Origin of the sequence: Dietzia timorensis, from assembly GCF_001659785.1 — a bacterium.
Lineage (GTDB): Bacteria > Actinomycetota > Actinomycetes > Mycobacteriales > Mycobacteriaceae > Dietzia > Dietzia timorensis.
Map to the genome: position 1 here is coordinate 3,465,153 of NZ_CP015961.1, position 17,961 is coordinate 3,483,113.

The 17,961-nt window shown below is 63.9% G+C and carries 17 protein-coding genes; 5 read left to right on the top strand and 12 right to left on the bottom strand.

Features of this window, described 5'->3' with window-relative positions:
- Positions 1 to 104: 104 nt before the first annotated feature.
- Positions 105 to 1,532: an FAD-binding oxidoreductase gene (locus BJL86_RS16015; protein WP_067475511.1), complete on the top strand. Its 1,428-nt coding sequence runs from the start codon at positions 105 to 107 to the stop codon at positions 1,530 to 1,532.
- Between the two features lie 5 nt (positions 1,533 to 1,537).
- On the opposite strand, the gene BJL86_RS16020 is transcribed toward BJL86_RS16015, so the two are convergent.
- The 3 genes from BJL86_RS16020 to BJL86_RS16030 form a co-directional block, all read right to left on the bottom strand.
- Positions 1,538 to 2,884 (bottom strand): MFS transporter, encoded by a 1,347-nt coding sequence (locus BJL86_RS16020; RefSeq protein ID WP_257787274.1) that lies wholly within the window; start codon positions 2,882 to 2,884, stop codon positions 1,538 to 1,540.
- Positions 2,885 to 2,962: 78 nt separating this feature from the next.
- On the bottom strand, positions 2,963 to 3,277 hold the full coding sequence (locus BJL86_RS16025; RefSeq protein ID WP_067475516.1) for an ArsR/SmtB family transcription factor: 315 nt from the start codon (positions 3,275 to 3,277) through the stop codon (positions 2,963 to 2,965).
- Between the two features lie 189 nt (positions 3,278 to 3,466).
- Complete coding sequence (locus tag BJL86_RS16030; RefSeq protein ID WP_067475519.1) at positions 3,467 to 3,967, bottom strand: nitroreductase family protein; 501 nt, start codon at positions 3,965 to 3,967, stop codon at positions 3,467 to 3,469.
- 130 nt (positions 3,968 to 4,097) lie between these two features.
- On the opposite strand from BJL86_RS16030, the gene BJL86_RS16035 reads away from it, so the two are divergent.
- Positions 4,098 to 4,589, top strand: a complete 492-nt coding sequence (locus BJL86_RS16035; protein ID WP_075845103.1) for a diadenosine tetraphosphate hydrolase — start codon at positions 4,098 to 4,100, stop codon at positions 4,587 to 4,589.
- Positions 4,590 to 4,626: 37 nt separating this feature from the next.
- Here the strand turns inward: BJL86_RS16035 and BJL86_RS16040 are convergent, their stop codons facing one another.
- The 3 genes from BJL86_RS16040 to BJL86_RS16050 form a co-directional block, all read right to left on the bottom strand.
- On the bottom strand, positions 4,627 to 4,998 hold the full coding sequence (locus BJL86_RS16040) for a hypothetical protein (RefSeq protein ID WP_067475525.1): 372 nt from the start codon (positions 4,996 to 4,998) through the stop codon (positions 4,627 to 4,629).
- Positions 4,999 to 5,106: 108 nt separating this feature from the next.
- Complete coding sequence (locus BJL86_RS16045; RefSeq protein WP_067475528.1) at positions 5,107 to 5,559, bottom strand: hypothetical protein; 453 nt, start codon at positions 5,557 to 5,559, stop codon at positions 5,107 to 5,109.
- A 106-nt stretch (positions 5,560 to 5,665) separates the two neighbouring features.
- Positions 5,666 to 6,919, bottom strand: a complete 1,254-nt coding sequence (locus tag BJL86_RS16050; RefSeq protein ID WP_067475531.1) for an alpha/beta hydrolase — start codon at positions 6,917 to 6,919, stop codon at positions 5,666 to 5,668.
- A gap of 149 nt (positions 6,920 to 7,068) precedes the next feature.
- On the opposite strand from BJL86_RS16050, the gene BJL86_RS16055 reads away from it, so the two are divergent.
- Positions 7,069 to 7,545, top strand: a complete 477-nt coding sequence (locus tag BJL86_RS16055; RefSeq protein WP_067475534.1) for an SRPBCC family protein — start codon at positions 7,069 to 7,071, stop codon at positions 7,543 to 7,545.
- 29 nt (positions 7,546 to 7,574) lie between these two features.
- On the opposite strand, the gene BJL86_RS16060 is transcribed toward BJL86_RS16055, so the two are convergent.
- On the bottom strand, positions 7,575 to 8,279 hold the full coding sequence (locus BJL86_RS16060) for an ATP-binding cassette domain-containing protein (RefSeq protein ID WP_067475536.1): 705 nt from the start codon (positions 8,277 to 8,279) through the stop codon (positions 7,575 to 7,577).
- 41 nt (positions 8,280 to 8,320) lie between these two features.
- Between BJL86_RS16060 and BJL86_RS16065 the strand changes: the two genes are divergently transcribed.
- Positions 8,321 to 8,971, top strand: coding sequence for a hypothetical protein (locus BJL86_RS16065; protein WP_197487603.1), 651 nt, complete (start codon positions 8,321 to 8,323; stop codon positions 8,969 to 8,971).
- Here the strand turns inward: BJL86_RS16065 and BJL86_RS16070 are convergent.
- The 5 genes from BJL86_RS16070 to BJL86_RS16090 all read right to left on the bottom strand — a co-directional run bounded on the left by BJL86_RS16070 (position 8,968) and on the right by BJL86_RS16090 (position 15,702).
- Positions 8,968 to 9,567 (bottom strand): sugar O-acetyltransferase, encoded by a 600-nt coding sequence (locus BJL86_RS16070; RefSeq protein ID WP_067475542.1) that lies wholly within the window; start codon positions 9,565 to 9,567, stop codon positions 8,968 to 8,970. The genes BJL86_RS16065 and BJL86_RS16070 overlap by 4 nt on opposite strands.
- A 36-nt stretch (positions 9,568 to 9,603) precedes the next feature.
- Complete coding sequence (locus BJL86_RS16075; protein WP_067475544.1) at positions 9,604 to 10,626, bottom strand: zinc-dependent alcohol dehydrogenase family protein; 1,023 nt, start codon at positions 10,624 to 10,626, stop codon at positions 9,604 to 9,606.
- Entirely contained in the window at positions 10,626 to 11,576 is a 951-nt protein-coding gene (locus tag BJL86_RS16080) for a helix-turn-helix transcriptional regulator (RefSeq protein WP_082908568.1), read from the bottom strand. The genes BJL86_RS16075 and BJL86_RS16080 overlap by 1 nt, the downstream gene beginning before the upstream one ends.
- 82 nt (positions 11,577 to 11,658) lie before the next feature.
- Positions 11,659 to 13,497 carry an asparagine synthase (glutamine-hydrolyzing) gene (gene asnB / locus BJL86_RS16085; RefSeq protein WP_067475547.1) on the bottom strand — a complete coding sequence of 613 codons (1,839 nt, stop codon included), beginning with the start codon at positions 13,495 to 13,497 and terminating at the stop codon, positions 11,659 to 11,661.
- A gap of 267 nt (positions 13,498 to 13,764) precedes the next feature.
- Positions 13,765 to 15,702, bottom strand: coding sequence for a calcineurin-like phosphoesterase C-terminal domain-containing protein (locus BJL86_RS16090; protein ID WP_082908569.1), 1,938 nt, complete (start codon positions 15,700 to 15,702; stop codon positions 13,765 to 13,767).
- Between the two features lie 511 nt (positions 15,703 to 16,213).
- Here BJL86_RS16090 and ilvD point away from each other — a divergent pair.
- Complete coding sequence (gene ilvD / locus BJL86_RS16095) at positions 16,214 to 17,956, top strand: dihydroxy-acid dehydratase (RefSeq protein ID WP_067475549.1); 1,743 nt, start codon at positions 16,214 to 16,216, stop codon at positions 17,954 to 17,956.
- Positions 17,957 to 17,961 lie beyond the last annotated feature (5 nt).

Here is a 17,961-nt window from a genome sequence, read left to right on the forward strand (position 1 = left end):
CACGGTTCCCACTCTTGCGCAATGCACGGATTTCGGAGGGCACTACGTTCAGGATCCCTCGGTAGCCTTTTCGTTTCTGCTTGAAACGATCCCGAGGAGAATGAGTGACAGACAAAGCGATCACGCCGGACGTTCGGCGACTCTGGGGCTTCGGTAGGCGCGGTTCGACGGTGTGTCACACCATCGCGCCGCGCGATCCGCAGGAGGTTATCGACGCGGTCGTCGCGGTTGCCGAGCACAACGCCTCGTCGCCGGACTTCCTCAAGCGTGGGGTCGTTGCTCGCGGGCTCGGACGCTCGTACGGGGACAACGCGCAAAACTCCGGTGGACTGGTTATCGACCTTTCCGGGCTCGACCGCATTCACTCCATCGATGCGGAATCGGGAATCGCCGTCATGCAGCCAGGGGTGAGCCTCGACCAACTCATGCGCGCAGCTCTGCCCCATGGTCTTTGGGTTCCCGTGTTGCCGGGGACCAGAGAGGTCACCGTCGGCGGTGCGATCGGCTGCGATATCCACGGTAAGAACCACCATTCGGCGGGATCGTTCGGCAACCACGTCGTCCAGCTGGATCTGCTCGTCGCCGACGGGAGTGTGCTGACGCTGCGACCGGAGGGGTCGCTCGACGACCCGGACGGGTCGATTTTTTGGGCGACGATCGGCGGCATCGGGCTGACCGGGATCATCCTCGAGGTCCACCTGCAGATGACCCACACCGAGACCGCGTACTTCCTCGCGGACACCGACCGCACGGCGAATCTCGACGAGACGATCGAGCTGCATACCGACGGTTCGGAATCGACATACACCTATACCTCTGCATGGTTCGATTCGATTATCGACGAGCCTCATCTCGGGCGTGCGGGGCTCGCCCGTGGCTCTCTCGCGACGCTGGCGCAGCTCGAGGAGTTCGCCCCCGAGAAGGCGAAAGATCCACTCGCCTTTGACGCGCCCCACCTTTTCGACGTGCCCGACGTCTTTCCCAATGGGTTGGCGAACAAGCTCGATTTCACGATCGTGTCGAAGGCGTACTACTACAAGACGCCGAAACGCGGACGGAACCTCGTGCAGAATCTCACGCAGTTCTACCACCCGCTCGACCTCGTCGGAGAGTGGAATCGTTTGTACGGAAAGGCGGGATTCTGCCAGTACCAATTCCTCATTCCCCCGGGTGCGATCGAGGAGTTCAAGACGATCATTCGCACCATTCAGGGCTCCGGGCACTATTCGGCGCTCAACGTGTTGAAGTTCTCCGGGCCGGGGAACCAGGCACCGCTGAGCTTCCCCGACGAAGGCTGGAGCGTGGCGCTGGATTTCCCCTACAAGCGCGGGCTCGCCGAGTTCCTCGAGTCGCTCGACAAGCAGGTCCTCGAGTTCGGCGGTCGCGGGTACACGGCGAAGGACTCCCGCATGAGCGCGGCGACGTTCCATTCCATGTACCCACGAATCGACGAGTGGATCAGTGTTCGCCGACGCGTTGACCCCGACGGCGTATTCGTGTCCGACATGGCCAGGAGGCTGGAGTTGGTGTAGCTCCGCTAGCGCTGGGCGTCGACACAGCAGTCGCCAGACCCTTTCGCGTTCGACTCGACAATTGTCTGCGAGCTAGTTCTGACGCTCTTCCTACGGAGCAGAACGAAAGCAACGGCGAGCAGGAGCACGAGCACGACTGCGAGCAGTATTACGAGGTGGAGCGCGCTGGCGTATACATCAGGCGCCGCCGGCTGCCCGGCCTTCGCTTTCGCTGCGAGCTCTGGCTGGTCGACAAGCTGCGAACCGATAATTCCTGCCAGAACAGCTGCGTAGGCCGCGACGGCTACTGCCTCGGAACCGATCCTCACAAAGTTGAGTAAGCCTGCTGCACTGCCGCTCCTCTCTTCGGGCACCTGGCCGAGAGCTTCGGCATCGACAATCCCGAGAGGAACGCCGAACCCGAGCCCTAGAAACACCATCGAGATGAGAACCGGCGCCAAGTCTCCGGACGGTTCCAGAAGAAGCACCCCGAGGTTGCCCAGGACTAGGAATGCGAACGCGGCGACGATCACGACGCCGCTTCGAAGTCCCGTCCGAGACATCAGTGCGCCGACGAGCATCGGCGCCACGAAGACGGGAATTGTGGCGAGCAGCATCAGCGAGCCTGCCGTGTCGGCGGGGAAGCCTTTGACCGCCGAGAAGGCGTTCGGCAAGTAGGTGAGGAGTGTAACGAACCCCAGGGAGCCAGCTACGGGAACGAGCAGCATCGCCGCGAATCCGGGGTGCTTGAGCAGCGCCAGATTGAGCGTGTCTCCGCTTTGTCCGGTCTCTTTCGGTTCCTCCGCGCGGACACGGGGAATAAGTACCGAGCCAACGAATGCGACGAGAAGGATCGCGACCTGAGCAGCAAAGACGCCCCGCCATCCGACTGAATCGACGAGGACCCCGGAGACGCTTGGGCCGAGCGCGAGGCCGAGCCCATTCGCGGTACCGAATAGAGCGAATGCTCGTCGCCGTTCGGCTCCGCTCCATGCTTGCGAGAGGATTGACGCCGCACCGGTGAGCACGGCCGCCGCACCGATTCCGGCGATAACGCGCGCCGCATCGAGCATGAGAAGATTGCCGGCAGCGGTGCTGGCCAACGCGCCGAAGAGTGCGATCGCGATTCCTGCGCGAAAGGTGCGGTCGTGCCCTACTCGATCGGCGACGTTGCCCCAGAAGAGAGTCATGAGGGCAAAAGCCAAATTGAATCCGTTGACGACCCACTGCAGCTGCCAGGACACGGTGCCCAGCTCGCCGCTGATTTCCGGCAAAGCCACGGCGGTGCCCGCGATCGACATGGGGATAACGAGTTGAGCCAAGAATATGACAGGCAGCGCCAGCGGACTCCGACGCGATGGAGATGAAAGCACAAAGCCTCCTAGGTTCGATGTATATCGAACCTATAAGGCTCAAGGTTCGCCGTCAATCGAACCTACGGGATTCTCTCTTTATCGTTCCTCTGCGGCAATCAGTTCGAGCAGGCCCGGAAATCTACGTTCGAGATCGTCCCGGCGCAGGGTGACGCCACTTTTGTTTCCGCGGTCCACTTGCCTAACGACTCCCGCCTCACGCAGGACCTTGAAGTGATGCGATCTCGTCGATTTCGACACGTCGAGACCAAAGCTCGTGCACGAGCGCTCGGCAGTGTCATCGCTAAGCGCGAGTTCACGAACGACGTGCCGCCTGTTGTCATCGGCCACGGCGGCGAGCACGTCGCCAATGCGCATTTCGTCTACCGAAGGATGTCCGTATTCATCCGCCATGCCAACTCCTCTTCTGGTTCGATCTTGATCGTACCTTCGTGTGTTCACGCTCTCGATTCGCACTTTTCGAGCGTCAACCTCGACCCCGGAGCAGACAATGCGGCACGTTCGACGCACTTGCCCTATCCGGCGAGAAGCGGGCCCTCGCAATGGACAAAGTGATAGTGAGATTGCGGTTGCCGATTTCAATTAGTTGGCGGCCGTATGGCCGATGGCAACCAACGAGATGACGTGGGCGGGATGGCCGAAGACCCCGTCTATGTCCGGCCTGCGCAGGCCCGCGACGGGCACGGCTGCGAGGCCGCGGTCGGCGCAGGTCAATAGCACCGACTGCAGGAGACAACCGGCTTCGAGCATGACGAAATCGCGCGCCTGGTTACCGCTGGGATCCTGAAAGTCGAACTCGGCGTGGGCGCGGCCGAGGTCCGCCGAGAGCACGAGCAGAAGCGGCGCATGAAGCAACCACGGCTGCTCGTCGAAGACGGCGGATTCGACGGCGTTGCGGGGGACGTGAGGCCCGACGTCATACAGCGTAACGGTGCGCAGGCCGTGGGCAGATGGGTACGCCCAGCCGCCTTCCGGCCGCTCCCGGGCAAGGTCGAGCAATGCTGCCTTGTCTGTGGGGGCGACCGGTTCGGCGGAGAATTCGCGGCGCGAGCGGCGGGCGCGGAGCGCTTCGTAGAGGTTCACACCTGCGACGCTACGAGCGCCAGCGTGTTCTGGCTAGGTGGGCATGTTCGGGTCTGGAACTCGGTGGGCGACGGACGACTGGCTTCGTCCACGGACTTCGCTGTGTCTGGACTTGTTCTAGGGTGAATTTATGAGCTCAGATGCTTGGAAGACGGATCGAGTGCGCAGCGCCATCGACGGCACGAACCCCACAATCTTGGCCCGCCTTTCCGCCGGTTTCGCAGCGATCGGAGACGTTCAATTTCTTCCCGGGTATTGCGTGCTGCTCACCGATCGACCGGGGGTCGAACGACTTTCCGACCTGGAACGCTTCGCCAGGCTTTCTTTTCTCGACGATATGGATCTCCTCGGCGAGGCCATTGAGCGCGTGTGTAGTAAGGCGGATCCGAGCTTTCGTAGGGTCAATCTTGAGATCCTCGGCAATACCCACGGTTTCCTTCATGCGCATGCTTGGCCGCGGTATGAATGGGAACCAGACGAGGTTCGCCATCTTCCTGTCTGGCTTTACCCTTCGGAGAATTGGTCAAAACCGGAATTTTCCCTTTCGGCTCAGCATGATCAACTGCGTCGGGCGCTTGCCGAGACAATCGCGGACCTGGATGCACTTCGCAAGCTAAGCTGACGACCATTCGTTGGGTTTGTGCGGCGACGCTCTTGTCCTACATCTGATACGCGATCACAGTGCCAACGACCACCATGGCCAGATATCCAAGCACGCCGGCTGCTATTCCGAAGAGCGGGGTACGCCGAAAGCGCGTAGCTACAACAGCACCCAAAAACGCCGTGATGATTCCCACGATGACGCTCATCCAGGGGATCAAGATCAAGACAAGTTGCCCGTTTGCCGACAGCCCACAAACTCCGTCGATCATGCGCTCGTAGCACCCGTCGGTAGCCATGGCCAGGGGCATGAACATGAACAACGCGAATGCAGTGCCGAGCAACGCGCCAAGCGCAAGCAATACGAAGAACCACCACCAAGCGTGGCGCCGTTTGGTTGCTTCGGGGCTTCGAATTTTCGTAGCGCTCATAGGCCTGCTGTGGATTCCGCGCCTCTCGATAGGTCAAGCAATTTCGGGCCACCGGGATGGTGCCAATTATCCATTCCCAAGAGCAAGGTGCGCTGACGGATTCACCACTCAGCCTTCACCGGAGTCGGAAATGCATCGCGACTCCCCGCCGAGCATGGCCGATAGAGGTTGCCCTTCGACTACGGACTCAGCCACGGTGAGGATGATCCGATTGCCGTCGGCGTCGCTCACTGAATGCTCCTTCCAGCCTGCTTCGTTCTCCGCGAGCTCGTAGGAGCCGAAATTCTGCTCTTCTGCGGAGCTCCGGAAGGTCGCGATGAGCTCCTCGAAATTGCCGGAGCTCGGCGTCAAGACAGTGGTCGATCCGGCTTCGTATCGCTTACCTTGTTTGATGGCGTCCACGTCGACGGTTGCATCGGTAAGCATGCACTCGGTCATCCCGCCCTCGGTCTCAGAAGCCATGAAGGTATCGCCCTCTGCCGCAGAGAGCATGTCGAGCGACTCCGAGATCTTTTCGATCGCCGGATCGAGCACCGCCTGGGTCTGCTCTGGAGACGCCATCTCCTCGGGCTCTTCTTTTCTCGAGCAGGCCGAGAGAGACAGCGCCACCAGCGCGCATGCCCCGGCAAACGTTCGAGCGCGTCGACCGTGCCAAAGCATCATGCCGCTACGCCCCGAGAGCACCCTTGATGTGGTTCCACGCGATCGGCATCTGCGGCGCGAAGAGCGACCAGTTGTGCAGGCCCGCGGGGATCTGGTCGAAGCGGTGATCGATGTCCAGATCGTTGAGCTTCTCATCCATGCGGTGCGTGCACACGTTGGACGCCTGCTCGAGCGCGGCGCCGGCGACGAAGTTACCGATGTCGCCGTTGTAGGCGTCGAACTCGCCTTCCTTCGCCGCGCCCGTGCCGGACGAGAGGTAGAGCGCCTTGCCGCGCAGCTTCTCGGCCTGGCTGATCGCGTCGTGTGCCTGCCATTCCTCGCTCCCGGGCGGGCCCCACATGTTCTGCACGTTCGCGCCGCGGGATTCCACGGTGTAGCGGGTGAGGATCTGCCCGAAATCGTCGGTCGTATAGCAGCCCGAGAGGCCGAAAACGCCCTGGTACTGCTCGGGGTGGCGAACGGCGATCGAATACGCGGACGCGGCGCCCATCGAGATGCCGCCGATACCGTTCTTGCCGTTGTGCTTGAGGCCGATCTGCGACTCCGCGGTGAGCTTCGGGAGCGCCTCGGTGATGAAGGACTCCCACTTGGAGATTCCGAGCTTCGGATCCTGCTGCTGCCAATCCGCCCACATGGAGGCCTGGCCGCCGGTCGGGATCACGAGGTTGACGTTCTCGTTCTTGAACTGCTCCTTCGCGTTCCACAGCATGAAGCCGCTGGGACGCTCGGAGCCGACGCCGTCGAGAAGGTAGAGGTTCGGGGCAGGGCCGTCGGTGGCGGCGCGGTAGATCTCGATGGTGATGACGCGCTGCATCGGCGCGTAGGCGATCTCCCACTGCTCGTAGCGGCCCTCGTCGACCGTCTTGCGCAGCACCTTCGTCTCGGTGATCGACGGATCCGGAGCCGGGGGAAGCGGCGTGTTGCCGGCGAAGAGGTCGGGCGAGAAGCCGAGCGCGTCGGCCGAGCCCATGATGGTCGAACCGGCGAACGCCGGGTTGCCCGAGGACCCGAGAACCTGCGAGAGCTGGTCGGGGTTGATCGCGCCGAGTGTGCCGGCGGCCTGAGTCGCAGCGCCCTCGGGTGAGACTCCCTGCGCGGCGGGAGCGTTCTGCACCGCGCGCGCCTTGTCCATGTCCGCGGCGAATGCCTGCGCGGAACCACCCGCGGCTACAACAGCCATGGACACGAGGGCCGCAGCCATCTTCTGAGATTTATTTCGCATGATTTTCCCGTCGTCGGTGAACACCGACACATTCATCGGCACGATTTTGTGAAACGTTACTATTTTCTCAGTAGTTATCAATCTTCACCCCCGTAACAGTCGATAACGCCGCCTCGCCGTTGCGCCACAGGGGCCGACCCACTCCGGGTACGGTGGGTCCCACGCCACGGCCACGGGAGACGAACATGGCGCACACCTGGACTTTTACCCATCGCAGCGAGATCGCCGCCAGCCCTTGCGAAGTGTGGAACCGCGTCGTCACCCCCGAGGGGATCAACGACGAATTGCACCCGTGGTTGTCGATGTCGGTCCCGCGCGGGCACCCGAACCTGACCATCGACACCGTCTCGGTCGGCGTGCCGCTCGGGCGCGCCTGGCTGCGGCTGTTCGGCCTCGTCCCCTTCGACTACGACCTGCTCACCATTGCCGTCCTCGAACCCGGTCGCCGCTTTCGCGAGGAGTCGACCATGGCCTCCATGCGCGCCTGGGTCCACGACCGCACCGTCGAACCCGCGTCGTCCGGGTCCACGCTGGTCACGGACCGGATCAGTATGACGCCGCGCATGCTTCTCACCCCCGCCGGTCCGCTCCTGCGCCGAACATTGGAGGCGTTCTTCGCCCATCGCCACAGAAGGTTGGCCGCGCACTTCGCAGCGCGCTGATCGCGCCGCCGTCTCGCCTTACGAGTCCACTATCGGCCGAGATACGCGCCGAGGAATCTCGAAATGTAGGGGTCATCGCTGCCGAGCACGGCCGCGGCCTCGTCGTCGGCGATCACTCGGCCATCGCGCAGCATGACGACGCTGTCGACAATCCCCGAGTGGCTCATCAACCCGATATCGCTGGTAATGACGAGGACGGCCGCGCCGGGAACCATCTCGCGCGGGTAGGCGCCGAGGGCGCTCCACAACACCTCGGCGAGGCCATCATCTACAGATGACGAGGGCTCGTCGACGATGAGCAATTCCGGGGCCGCGAGGAACCCTGCGGCCAGCGCGGCGCGGTCGATTTCGCCGCCCGAATGCTGCTCGACGTAGAGGTCGAGCCGGTCGGCCGGGTAGAGAGCGCGGTCGCAGGCGGCCGCGAGATCCGTGCCCCGGGGCTCGGCGATCTCACGCAGTTGCTCACCCACGGTGTGAGAGCTGGAAAACGCGTCGGCTCCGGATTGTGGGACGTAGGCGACCGAGGGAACCTCGAGAGTTCCGCTCGCCTCGGCGGTCGCCGGCAGCGTTCCAGCGAGAGCCCTGGCCAGCATCGATTTACCGCTGCCCGAGTCTCCGAGCAGGGCGGTCACGCTTCCACCGGCGAGGTCTAGCCGCGCGCCGTCAACCACTGTTGCCGACCAGCGGCCGGTGTCGACCCGGACCGTCAGGTCCTTCATGCGCGCCACAGACATACCCGCATTCTATGGCGGGAGGGCGAGGTCTGGGGCACATCTTGGAACGCAACCTTCGACTCGATCTCACGGTTGTTGTAAACCATTGGTTGACACATTCCGTCAACCTTTGGTTGACTACGGCCATGGATGAAATCGCGAAGGCGCAGCGCGCGGTCGATCGCGCCAGAGAACAATTGACCGCCACCGTTCGAGAGGCCCGGAGCAACGGGCGAACGTGGGCCGAGATCGGAGACGAGCTCGGCATGAGCCGCCAGGCGGCGTTCAAACGATTCGGAGAAGTCACCAACCCGGCCAATGGCCAGAAGATCACAGGAGGATCCATGACCGTCGCACAGATTCAACAGTTCACCGAGAAGGTCTTCGATCACATCGGCGCTGGAGAACTCGACGAGCTCGAACAGCTCATCCACCCCGACGCCAGGAAGGAATTGTCCCAAGAGGTGATTGCCGAAACCTGGGCCAAGGTGCTCAGTGAGATCGGCGGCAAGGAGTCCTACGAGGACACCCACGTCGTCGTGCCCGCAGGCGATCGAATTGAAGATGGTGACAGCGTTCTGGGAACCGTTGTCGGCGTCACCACGGTGAACTGCGAAGCCGGTGAGGTTATGGGACGTGTCGCCGTGGACGAAAAGCAGCGAATCGTCGGTCTGCTGATCGTACCTACCGACCACAGTCCGCTCCCCTTCTAGGCGGAGGGGACGACCTCGCGCACGACCTTCGCCGGCGAACCGACGGCGAGCGAGTTTTCAGGGACGTCCTTGGTGACCACGGAGGCCGCGGTGATCACCGCGCCGTCGCCGATCGTCACCCCGGGGAGGATCGTGCAGTTCGCGCCCACCCAGACCTTTTTGCCGATGGTGACGGCGGCGGGGTGCATGTCCGCCCGCTTGGCCGGATCCATGTCGTGGTTGAGCGTCGCGATGAGCACGTTGTGTCCGATGAGCGCGCCGTCGCCGATGGTGATCCCGCCTTGGTCCTGGAACTTGCAGCCCATGTTGATGAACACGTCGCGACCGAAATGGATGTTCTTGCCGAAGTCGGAGTAGAAGGGCGGGAACAGGCTGACACTGTCGTCGACCTGTTCCCCGACGAGTTCGGACAGCAACGCCCGCACCCCGGCCTGGTCGTGGTAGGAACCGTTGAGTTCCGTGGCCACGCGAATCGCCTCCTGCGAGACGCCGTGCATCGCCAAGTGCAGATCGCTGCCACCGATGATGGTCTCGCCGGCGCGCAGGGCGGAGATGAGGTCCGCGACGGGGGCGGGCGATCCGTTGTCCGAGCTCATGTCGTTCCCTTCTTCTCGATCCTCACGCGGCCGGTTCTACGGCCGCAGCAGCACCTTGATCGCTTCGCGGTTGTCCATGGCCTCGTAGCCGCGCGCCGCCTCGGCCAGCGGTAGCTCCATGTTGAAGACCTTGCCGGGCTCGATGGTGCGATTCCAGATGAGATCGATGAGTTCGGGCAGGTAGCGGCGTACCGGGGCCGGTCCGCCGTGTAGGTGCACGAGGCCGAAGAACAGCTCTCCGCCCGGAAGCTCGACGTCGTGGGACACGCCGACGTAGCCGATCGATCCGCCGGGGCGGGTCGAGCGAACAGCCTGCATCATCGACTCCTGCGTGCCCACCGCCTCGATCGTGGCGTGCGCGCCGAGACCGTCGGTGAGCTCCTTGATTTTCGCCACGCCCTCGGCCCCGCGCTCGGCGACGATGTCGGTGGCGCCGAACTCGCGGGCCAGCTGCTGGCGGGGCTCGTGGCGGCTCATGGCGATGATCTTCTCGGCGCCCATCTGCTTGGCCGCGAGAATGCCCATCAGCCCCACGGCGCCGTCGCCGACGACCGCGACCGTCTTGCCGGGACCGGCACCTGCGGCGTCAGCGGCGAACCATCCCGTTCCGAGCACGTCCGAGGCGGCGAGGAGGGACGGGACGAGGTCGTCATCGGGCTTGCCCGGGAGCGCAACGAGGGTGCCGTCGGCGTGCGGGATGCGGGCGTATTCGGCCTGCGTGCCGATCTCGCCGTCGACGAACACGGCGTTGACACAGCGCGACTGGTAACCGGCCTCGCAGATCTCGCACGTGTTGTCGGAGATGACGAACGAGCCGACGACGTAGTCGCCGGGGGACACGGTAGTGACGTCGTCGCCGACGGATTCGACCTGGCCGACATACTCGTGGCCCATCTTCTGGTGGTCGGGCTGGTCGTAGCCGCGGTAGGGCCATAGGTCCGAGCCGCACACACACGCCGCGATGATCTTGATGACGGCGTCGGTCGGCTGCTCGACCCGCGGATCCGGGCGCTCCTCGAATCGGACGTCGCCCTTGCCGTGCATGATGATTCCGCGCATTAGTGCTCCTTCGAGTCGTTGGTTGTCGCTTCCCGTGCCCGCGGGCCGACCGCGTCCGCGGGGAACTCCGCGGCGGGCTGGCTCCACGCGCCCAGGAGCTGAAGTTTGTCGTGGTCCGCCGAACCGATCGGCGCGCTATAGACGTAGAGGTTCAAGCCGGCGTCGGCGGTGACTCCGAGTTCTTCGAACCTCAGCTCCATCTCGCCGACCTCGGGGTGAGCGAATCGTTTCGTGCCTGCGCCGTGAATCCGCACATCGTGCTCGGCCCATAGCCGCGCAAAGTCCTCGCTCCCCGTGGCAAGTTCGCCGACGAGGTTCTGCAGAGTGCTGTCGTTCGGTGCGATTCCAGTCTCGGTGCGCATCACGCCGACACACATCCGGGCCATCGACTCCCAATCCGGATAGAAGTCGCGGGAAGCGGGGTCGAGGAACTGAAACCTGGCGAGGTTCGGCGTGCGACCGCCGGAGCCGATCACCGGCGAGTAAAACGCTCGGCCGAGAGAATTTATGGCGACGATGTCCTGATAGGAGTTCCGCACGAAAGCCACGGCATCGGTGATCGAATCGACGACGCCGCGGAGCCCCGGACGCACCTGGGCGGTCGCCGCGGCACGCCCACGCCTCCGCCCCGAGGTGGGGATGCCGTCGACGGCGCGCGCCAGGTCGAGAAGGTGCGCATGCTCGGCCTCGTCGAGCTGCAGCGCGCGGGCGACCGCGTCGAGGATCGAGCGGGAGGCTCCGGCGAGGGCACCGCGCTCGAGCTTCGCGTAGTACTCGGGACTGATCCCGGCCAGATCGGCTACTTCGCCCCTGCGAAGCCCGGGGACACGGCGCTCACCATGCGTAGCGATCCCCGCCTGCTCCGGGGTGATCTTCCCGCGTCGGGACATGAGGAACTCACGCACGGCACCCTTGCCTGCCGCGATTCCTGTGTGATCTCGTGCCGCCATGTCCCCACCATAAACGGGCTGCGCGGCTCGTGGGATGCCCTCTCAGTGCACCCCAGAAAGCATCGTCGTGCCCCGGGGTGGATCAGGCGATCTCGAGCGTCGGCGCGTACATGTCGATCCAGTGGTAGAGATCGAGCGTCCGATCCATTTGGTTTCGCAATTCTCCGGTCACGGCCTCGGGCTCGGTGGCGCACATCGCTCGCACCGCTTCCCGGTCGACGATGTCGAATACGGCGCTGTCCTCGGAAATGACGTCGGCGAGCTGTTTCTGCAGGGCCTTCGCGTAATTGGTGTCCTGCGTCGACGGGTAGGGGCTCTTGGTCCGGTCGACAACGGACTGCGGCAGCACATGTTTCGTCGCCGCACGCAGGAGACTCTTCTCGCGCCCGTCAAAGGTCTTGAAGGACCACGGGGTGTTGTAGACGTACTCGACCAGCCGGTGGTCACAGAAGGGAACGCGCACCTCCAGTCCCGTGGCCATCGATGTGCGGTCCTTACGGTCGAGCAGCATCCTCACGAAACGTGTCAGGTGGAGATGGCACACCTCCCTCATCTTGCGTTCCGACGCGGATTCGCCATCCACCTTCGGCACCGCGGCGAGTGCGCTTCGGTACTCGTCGGCGATATAGCTGTCGAAGTCGAGCTTCTTTCCGAGTTCCGGATTGAGCATCGCGGTTCGCGACTGCATCTGCGTGCCCGCGAACGCCATCCAGGGGAATGTCTCGGCTTGCTGCGCGGTGGGGTCGAAGAACCACCGGTAGCCGCCGAACACCTCGTCCGCCGATTCGCCGGACAGGGCCACGGTCGACTTTTCGCGGATCGCCTTGAACAACAGCAGCAACGAATTGTCCATGTCGCCGAGGCCGGCCGGGATGTCGCGGGCGGCGATCACTTCGCGGCGTACGGCGGGATCGGTGAGCTCCGCCGCGTCGAGCACGACATCTCGGTGGCTCGAGCCGACGTGGCGTGCGACGTCACGGATGAACGGCGAGTCCGGGGTGTCGCGCATGCCATCGGGCTGGAAGTTCTCTTCCTGGTCGGTGAAGTCGACCGCGTAGCTATTGACGCTCAGCCCTTCGCCCCGCAGCCGGTTGGCGGCAAGTCCCGTCAGAGCACTGGAATCCAACCCACCCGAGAGAAGCACGCACCGAGGTACGTCGGCGATCAGCTGTCTATCGACAATGTCGGTCATCAGGTCCCGGACGTGGGAGATCGTGGTGTCGAGATCGTCGGTGTGCTCGTACGCGGGAAGAGTCCAATAAGTTCTCGCCCGGGCGCCCTCACGATCGACGGTGACGATAGATCCCGGTTCGACCTCACGAATGTGGCTCCACAGCGCCCATCCAGGGGTTTTCGTCATGGCGAAGAGTTCTCGCAGGCCATCGACGTCGACAGTGTGGGGAACCAAAGGGTTGGCGAGGATCGCCTTGGGCTCCGAACCGAACACCACGCCGTCATCGGTCTCGGAGTAGTAGAACGGCTTGATCCCGAGTCGGTCACGCACCATGACGAGTTTCTCTTCGCGCCCATCCCACACGGCGAACGCGTACATGCCGTTGAGCCGCTCGGCGACGGACGATCCCCATTGCAGGTATCCATGAAGAACGACCTCGGTGTCGCTATCGGTGTCGAAATGATGTCCGAGGCGAGCAAGTTCCTCGCGGAGCTCGCGGAAGTTATAGGCCTCGCCGCTGTAGACGATGGCGACGTCTCCAGACGGCGTCCGCACGTTCATCGGTTGTTTACCGAGCGGGAGATCGATGATCGCCAAGCGCCTGTGGCCGAGCCCGACGTGAGTGTCGACGTAGGTGCCCGCATCATCCGGCCCTCGATACTGCATGGTCGTGGTCATGTCCTCGACGATCTTGCGCTGGGACGTGATGTCACGGTCGAAACCGACCCATCCGGCGATTCCGCACATGGTGCCTCCTCACTACCGGCGACCCTAGGGGCCGACGGCACAATAGAATATAGATAGAGAATCTATGTAGATTCCGCCGACTGGTATACCACCATTTCCAGATGGCTCTTCCGGGATGCGTCCAGCGAGGGGAGATAAGGCGACTCTTCTCGTCACGCCGTGTCAGCGACAGCACTTAGCCGACGGACGATACGAAAAAGGGCCGCCCCGGGGACGGTGATCCCCTGGGGCGGCCCAGTTGGGATTACTTCAGTTGTGCTCGGGCAGTTACTCGCCCTCGCCCTCACCGCTCACGGTGAACGTGAACGTTTCGGTGTACTCGTTGCCGTAGCTGTCGGTGGCGGTGATGTCGGCGGTGTGCTCGCCGGCCTCGAGATCCTCAGGCAGCGCGATGCGCCACAGGTGGGGGCTCGACTGTGCGACGGCACCTGTGCTCGACAGGTTGTGGGACGCCGATACCGGGTCGGTGAATTCCCAGCCCTTGTTGAGCGCCTCGCCCGTGAACGGCTGGGTGTGCTCGGCGTCGACCGCCTCGCCGCCGTCGAGAGCAATCTTCACGTCGGAATTCGTCGCACCGGAGAAGAAGCTCGTGGTCAGCCACGAATCCTTGCCCAGCTCATCAGAGGTGATGACGTCGGTCTCCACAGGTCCCGGGCCGTCGCCCTCCTTCTTGTCGTCCTGCCACTTCTGAGCCTTCTCGGCCCACTCGCGCCAGGACGGCGAGTTGAGTCCGGTGAGGAACTGGCGGTCCTGCGGCTCGTTGCGAACGGTGTAGTAGTCGGTCAGCTCGTTGCCGGCCAGCTCGAGGGTGAGCACACCGGGCTCGGCGGCGTCGGAGGTGTAGGCATGCGGGACGCCATTCTCATTGAGCTCGCCGGAGTACCACGAGCCGGACACGGCACCGGCGACGATCTGGTCGACCGGCAGCTCGTCGACGCCATCCTTGGCCCAGTCCGCGCTCTTATCGCCCTTGCGCAGGTGCTCCAGGGTGTGCGTGTGCCCGCCGATGGTCGTCGCGTTCGGGAATTCCGCGAGGATGTCATACAGCTCGGTTGCGTTGTCGGTGACGACGCCCGAGTAGTTGACGATCGGCGCGTGCGCGTTGACGACGATCCGCTTGCCCGGATCGACCGACTCGAGGTCGTTCTTCAGCCATTCGAGCTGCTCGTCGGTGATCGCCTCGGTGTAGCCGCCGTTCTTGCCGTCTTCCTTCGCACCCTTGTAGATGATGTTGTCGAGGGACACGAAGTGTGTCTCGCCGACCTCGTAGGAGTAATACGGCGCGCCGAAGGCCTGGCGGTAGGTGTCGAGAGCCTGCTCGTCGTCCTTCGCGTCGTAGTCCATGTCGTGGTTGCCCGGGAGCGCGCGGATCGGACCGTTGGCGTTCTCGTAGAGTTCGCGCAGGTCGGGATTGAGCGACAGGTCGTCGCCCACGTTGTCGCCGAGCAGAAGCAGGCCACAGCTGGCGTAGTCGTTGCGCGCCATGAGATCGGCAACGGCGCCCTTGCGCGCGTACTCGACCTCTTCCTTGTCGTAGGTCTGCGTGTCCGAGGCGACCGGGCAGGTCTGCTCGGGAAGCGCGGTCTGCGCCGACTTCGCCATCGGGAAGTTCACGGCCTTCGGGGTCTCGCCGGTCGGCTCGAGCCCGCCGAACTTGAGGTCGGTCGACCCCTCCGGCGAGTGGTTGTAGCTGAACTGTGCGAAGTTCTGGCTATCGACCGGAACCTGGTAGCCGGCCGGCTGCGTCGCGAATGCGGTGAAGTGCTCGCGGACGGGCAGTTCGTAGCGCCCCTCTGCATCCGTAATGACGACATCGACGCCGTTGGACACCTGAACGCCCTCGATGCCCGCCTCGTCGCCGTCAAGGGTGGAGTTCTTGTTGACGTCGTCGAACACCTGGCCCGTGAGGGTCTCCGGGTCGTCGGCTTCCCCATCGACGACCTGGACACTACCTTCGTAGAGCCCCTCGTTCTCCGACTGCCCGGCACCGGGCAGCGAGCCGGTGGCCGAGCCGAGCGAGCCGCCTGGCAGTCCCTCGATCGAACCCTGTAGCTCGGTGGAGCTGGTGGGGATGGATGACGTCGGAGCGGCGGTGGCCGGCGTGGCCAGCAAGGTCACAGCTGCCGCAAAGGACAGCCCCGTGGCGGCCGCGCGCCGCCCGGTGGTGAAGAACCCGCCTGGGCGGCGGGGATTGTGCAGTGGCATGTAGTTCTCCTCGGAAGGGGATGAATGTGCTTCGTGCGCCACCGCACAGTAGGACCGTCACCTAGATAAGAAGTAACAAAAAATCATCCTTATTTTGAACTGAGATTGTCCGGTGCATTTACATGCAGTTCACGGGTTGTGCTCATACACAAAGATCAGATTGAAGTTAGCGATGCTATCGAACCATGTTGGCGGACAGCACTTTCGACTCTTATATCGCGTGCAACTGCAGTCACATTGAGCACCTTGTCCACTTGCACTCGGTCGGACCACAGCCAACTCATCATTCACAGCGGGGCGCTTCGCTGTTTTGAAAGCTCCACGACTGCATTCCGCTCTCTTACTCGCTCCACTACTTCATAGTCGGCACGCAGAATTTTGCTGCACGAGAGGCGGACATAGCGCCACGGTGGCCACGCCGGGTCCGCCGTCATACATGGGGTGTGGCGCCTTTGGGGGTGCTCGTGCCGACACGGCGCGGGGCGCACGTCGAGATACTTACGATGTCGGTATGTGTGCGACGCAGAATACTGATTCCGATTCGATGACTCCGTCCGGCGGCGAGAATGTCGACATCAAGCCGCGAAGCCGCGACGTCACCGACGGCATCGAGAAGACCGCGGCGCGCGGGATGTTGCGCGCGGTGGGAATGGGCGATGAGGATTGGGTCAAGCCACAGATCGGTGTGGCGTCCTCATGGAACGAGATCACGCCGTGCAACCTCTCACTCGACCGGCTCGCCGATTCGGTGAAGGAGGGTGTGCACGCAGGCGGCGGGTATCCGCTGGAATTCGGCACGATCTCGGTGTCCGACGGTATTTCCATGGGCCACGAGGGGATGCACTTCTCGCTGGTCTCGCGCGAGGTGATCGCCGACAGCGTCGAGACCGTGATGAGCGCCGAACGACTCGACGGTTCGGTGCTGCTCGCAGGCTGCGATAAGTCCTTGCCGGGAATGCTCATGGCCGCCGCGCGGCTCGACCTCGCCTCGGTGTTCCTCTACGCCGGCTCGACGATGCCGGGATTTGCGAAGCTCTCGGACGGCTCGGAGCGTCAGGTGACGATCATCGACGCGTTCGAGGCGGTCGGCGCGTGCGCGCGCGGACTGATGAGCCGTGAGGACGTCGACACCATCGAGCGCTCGATCTGCCCCGGCGAGGGCGCGTGCGGCGGCATGTACACCGCGAACACGATGGCCAGCGCGGCCGAGGCGCTCGGCATGTCGCTGCCGGGAAGCGCGTCGCCGCCGGCCCCCGATCGCCGCCGCGACGGATTCGCCGCGAAGAGCGGCGAGGCAGTCGTGGAGATGCTGCGCCTCGGGAACACGGCAAGGGACATCTTGACCAAGGAGGCCTTCGAGAACGCGATCTCCGTCGTCATGGCTTTCGGTGGGTCCACCAACGCGGTGCTGCACCTGTTGGCGATCGCGAACGAGGCGGAGGTGGAGCTGACGCTCGACGACTTCGCCCGGGTCGGCGCAAAGGTGCCGCACCTCGCCGACGTCAAGCCATTCGGCGCGCACGTGATGAACGACGTCGACCGCATCGGCGGGGTGCCGGTGGTGATGAAGGCGCTGCTCGATGCGGGACTGCTGCACGGCGATTGCCTGACGGTGACCGGCAAGACGGTCGCCGAGAACCTCGCCGACATCACGCCGCCGGATCCCGACGGGCTCGTGTTGCGCGCGATGGAGAACCCGATCCACCCGACCGGCGGGATCACGATCTTGCACGGCTCGCTCGCGCCGAAGGGCGCCGTGGTGAAGTCCGCGGGCTTCGATTCGGACGTGTTCGAGGGGACCGCGCGGGTCTTCGAGCGCGAACGCCACGCGATGGATGCGCTCGCGGACGGGACCATTACCGCTGGTGACGTCGTGGTGATTCGCTACGAGGGGCCGAAGGGTGGCCCGGGGATGCGGGAGATGCTCGCGATCACCGGCGCGATCAAGGGCGCCGGACTGGGGAAGGACGTGCTTCTCATGACCGATGGGCGGTTCTCCGGTGGAACGACCGGCCTGTGCGTCGGTCACATCGCGCCCGAGGCCGTCGACGGCGGGCCGATCGCGTTCGTCCGCGATGGTGACCGGATTCGTCTCGACGTCGGAAACGGCACGCTCGATCTGCTGGTGGATGACGCCGAGATCGCTGCGCGAGGCGAAGGCTGGGAGCCGCTGCCCCCGCGATACACGCGCGGCGTGCTCGCGAAGTATTCGAAACTCGTGCAGCCGGCATCCGAGGGCGCGATCTGCCGCTGACCCTC

Bases quoted from the DNA above. Each gene is read 5' to 3' on its own strand.
- BJL86_RS16025 (WP_067475516.1), bottom strand. From the start codon at position 3,277: ATGGCGGATGAATACGGACATCCTTCGGTAGACGAAATGCGCATTGGC.
- BJL86_RS16060 (WP_067475536.1), bottom strand. From the start codon at position 8,279: ATGTCTGTGGCGCGCATGAAGGACCTGACGGTCCGGGTCGACACCGGC.
- BJL86_RS16035 (WP_075845103.1), top strand. From the start codon at position 4,098: ATGAGCTCAGATGCTTGGAAGACGGATCGAGTGCGCAGCGCCATCGAC.
- BJL86_RS16075 (WP_067475544.1), bottom strand. From the start codon at position 10,626: ATGCGCGGAATCATCATGCACGGCAAGGGCGACGTCCGATTCGAGGAG.
- BJL86_RS16055 (WP_067475534.1), top strand. From the start codon at position 7,069: ATGGCGCACACCTGGACTTTTACCCATCGCAGCGAGATCGCCGCCAGC.
- BJL86_RS16090 (WP_082908569.1), bottom strand. From the start codon at position 15,702: ATGCCACTGCACAATCCCCGCCGCCCAGGCGGGTTCTTCACCACCGGG.
- BJL86_RS16050 (WP_067475531.1), bottom strand. From the start codon at position 6,919: ATGAATGTGTCGGTGTTCACCGACGACGGGAAAATCATGCGAAATAAA.
- BJL86_RS16070 (WP_067475542.1), bottom strand. From the start codon at position 9,567: ATGAGCTCGGACAACGGATCGCCCGCCCCCGTCGCGGACCTCATCTCC.
- BJL86_RS16040 (WP_067475525.1), bottom strand. From the start codon at position 4,998: ATGAGCGCTACGAAAATTCGAAGCCCCGAAGCAACCAAACGGCGCCAC.
- BJL86_RS16045 (WP_067475528.1), bottom strand. From the start codon at position 5,559: ATGGCGTCTCCAGAGCAGACCCAGGCGGTGCTCGATCCGGCGATCGAA.
- ilvD (WP_067475549.1), top strand. From the start codon at position 16,214: ATGTGTGCGACGCAGAATACTGATTCCGATTCGATGACTCCGTCCGGC.
- asnB (WP_067475547.1), bottom strand. From the start codon at position 13,497: ATGTGCGGAATCGCCGGATGGGTCGGTTTCGACCGTGACATCACGTCC.
- BJL86_RS16080 (WP_082908568.1), bottom strand. From the start codon at position 11,576: ATGGCGGCACGAGATCACACAGGAATCGCGGCAGGCAAGGGTGCCGTG.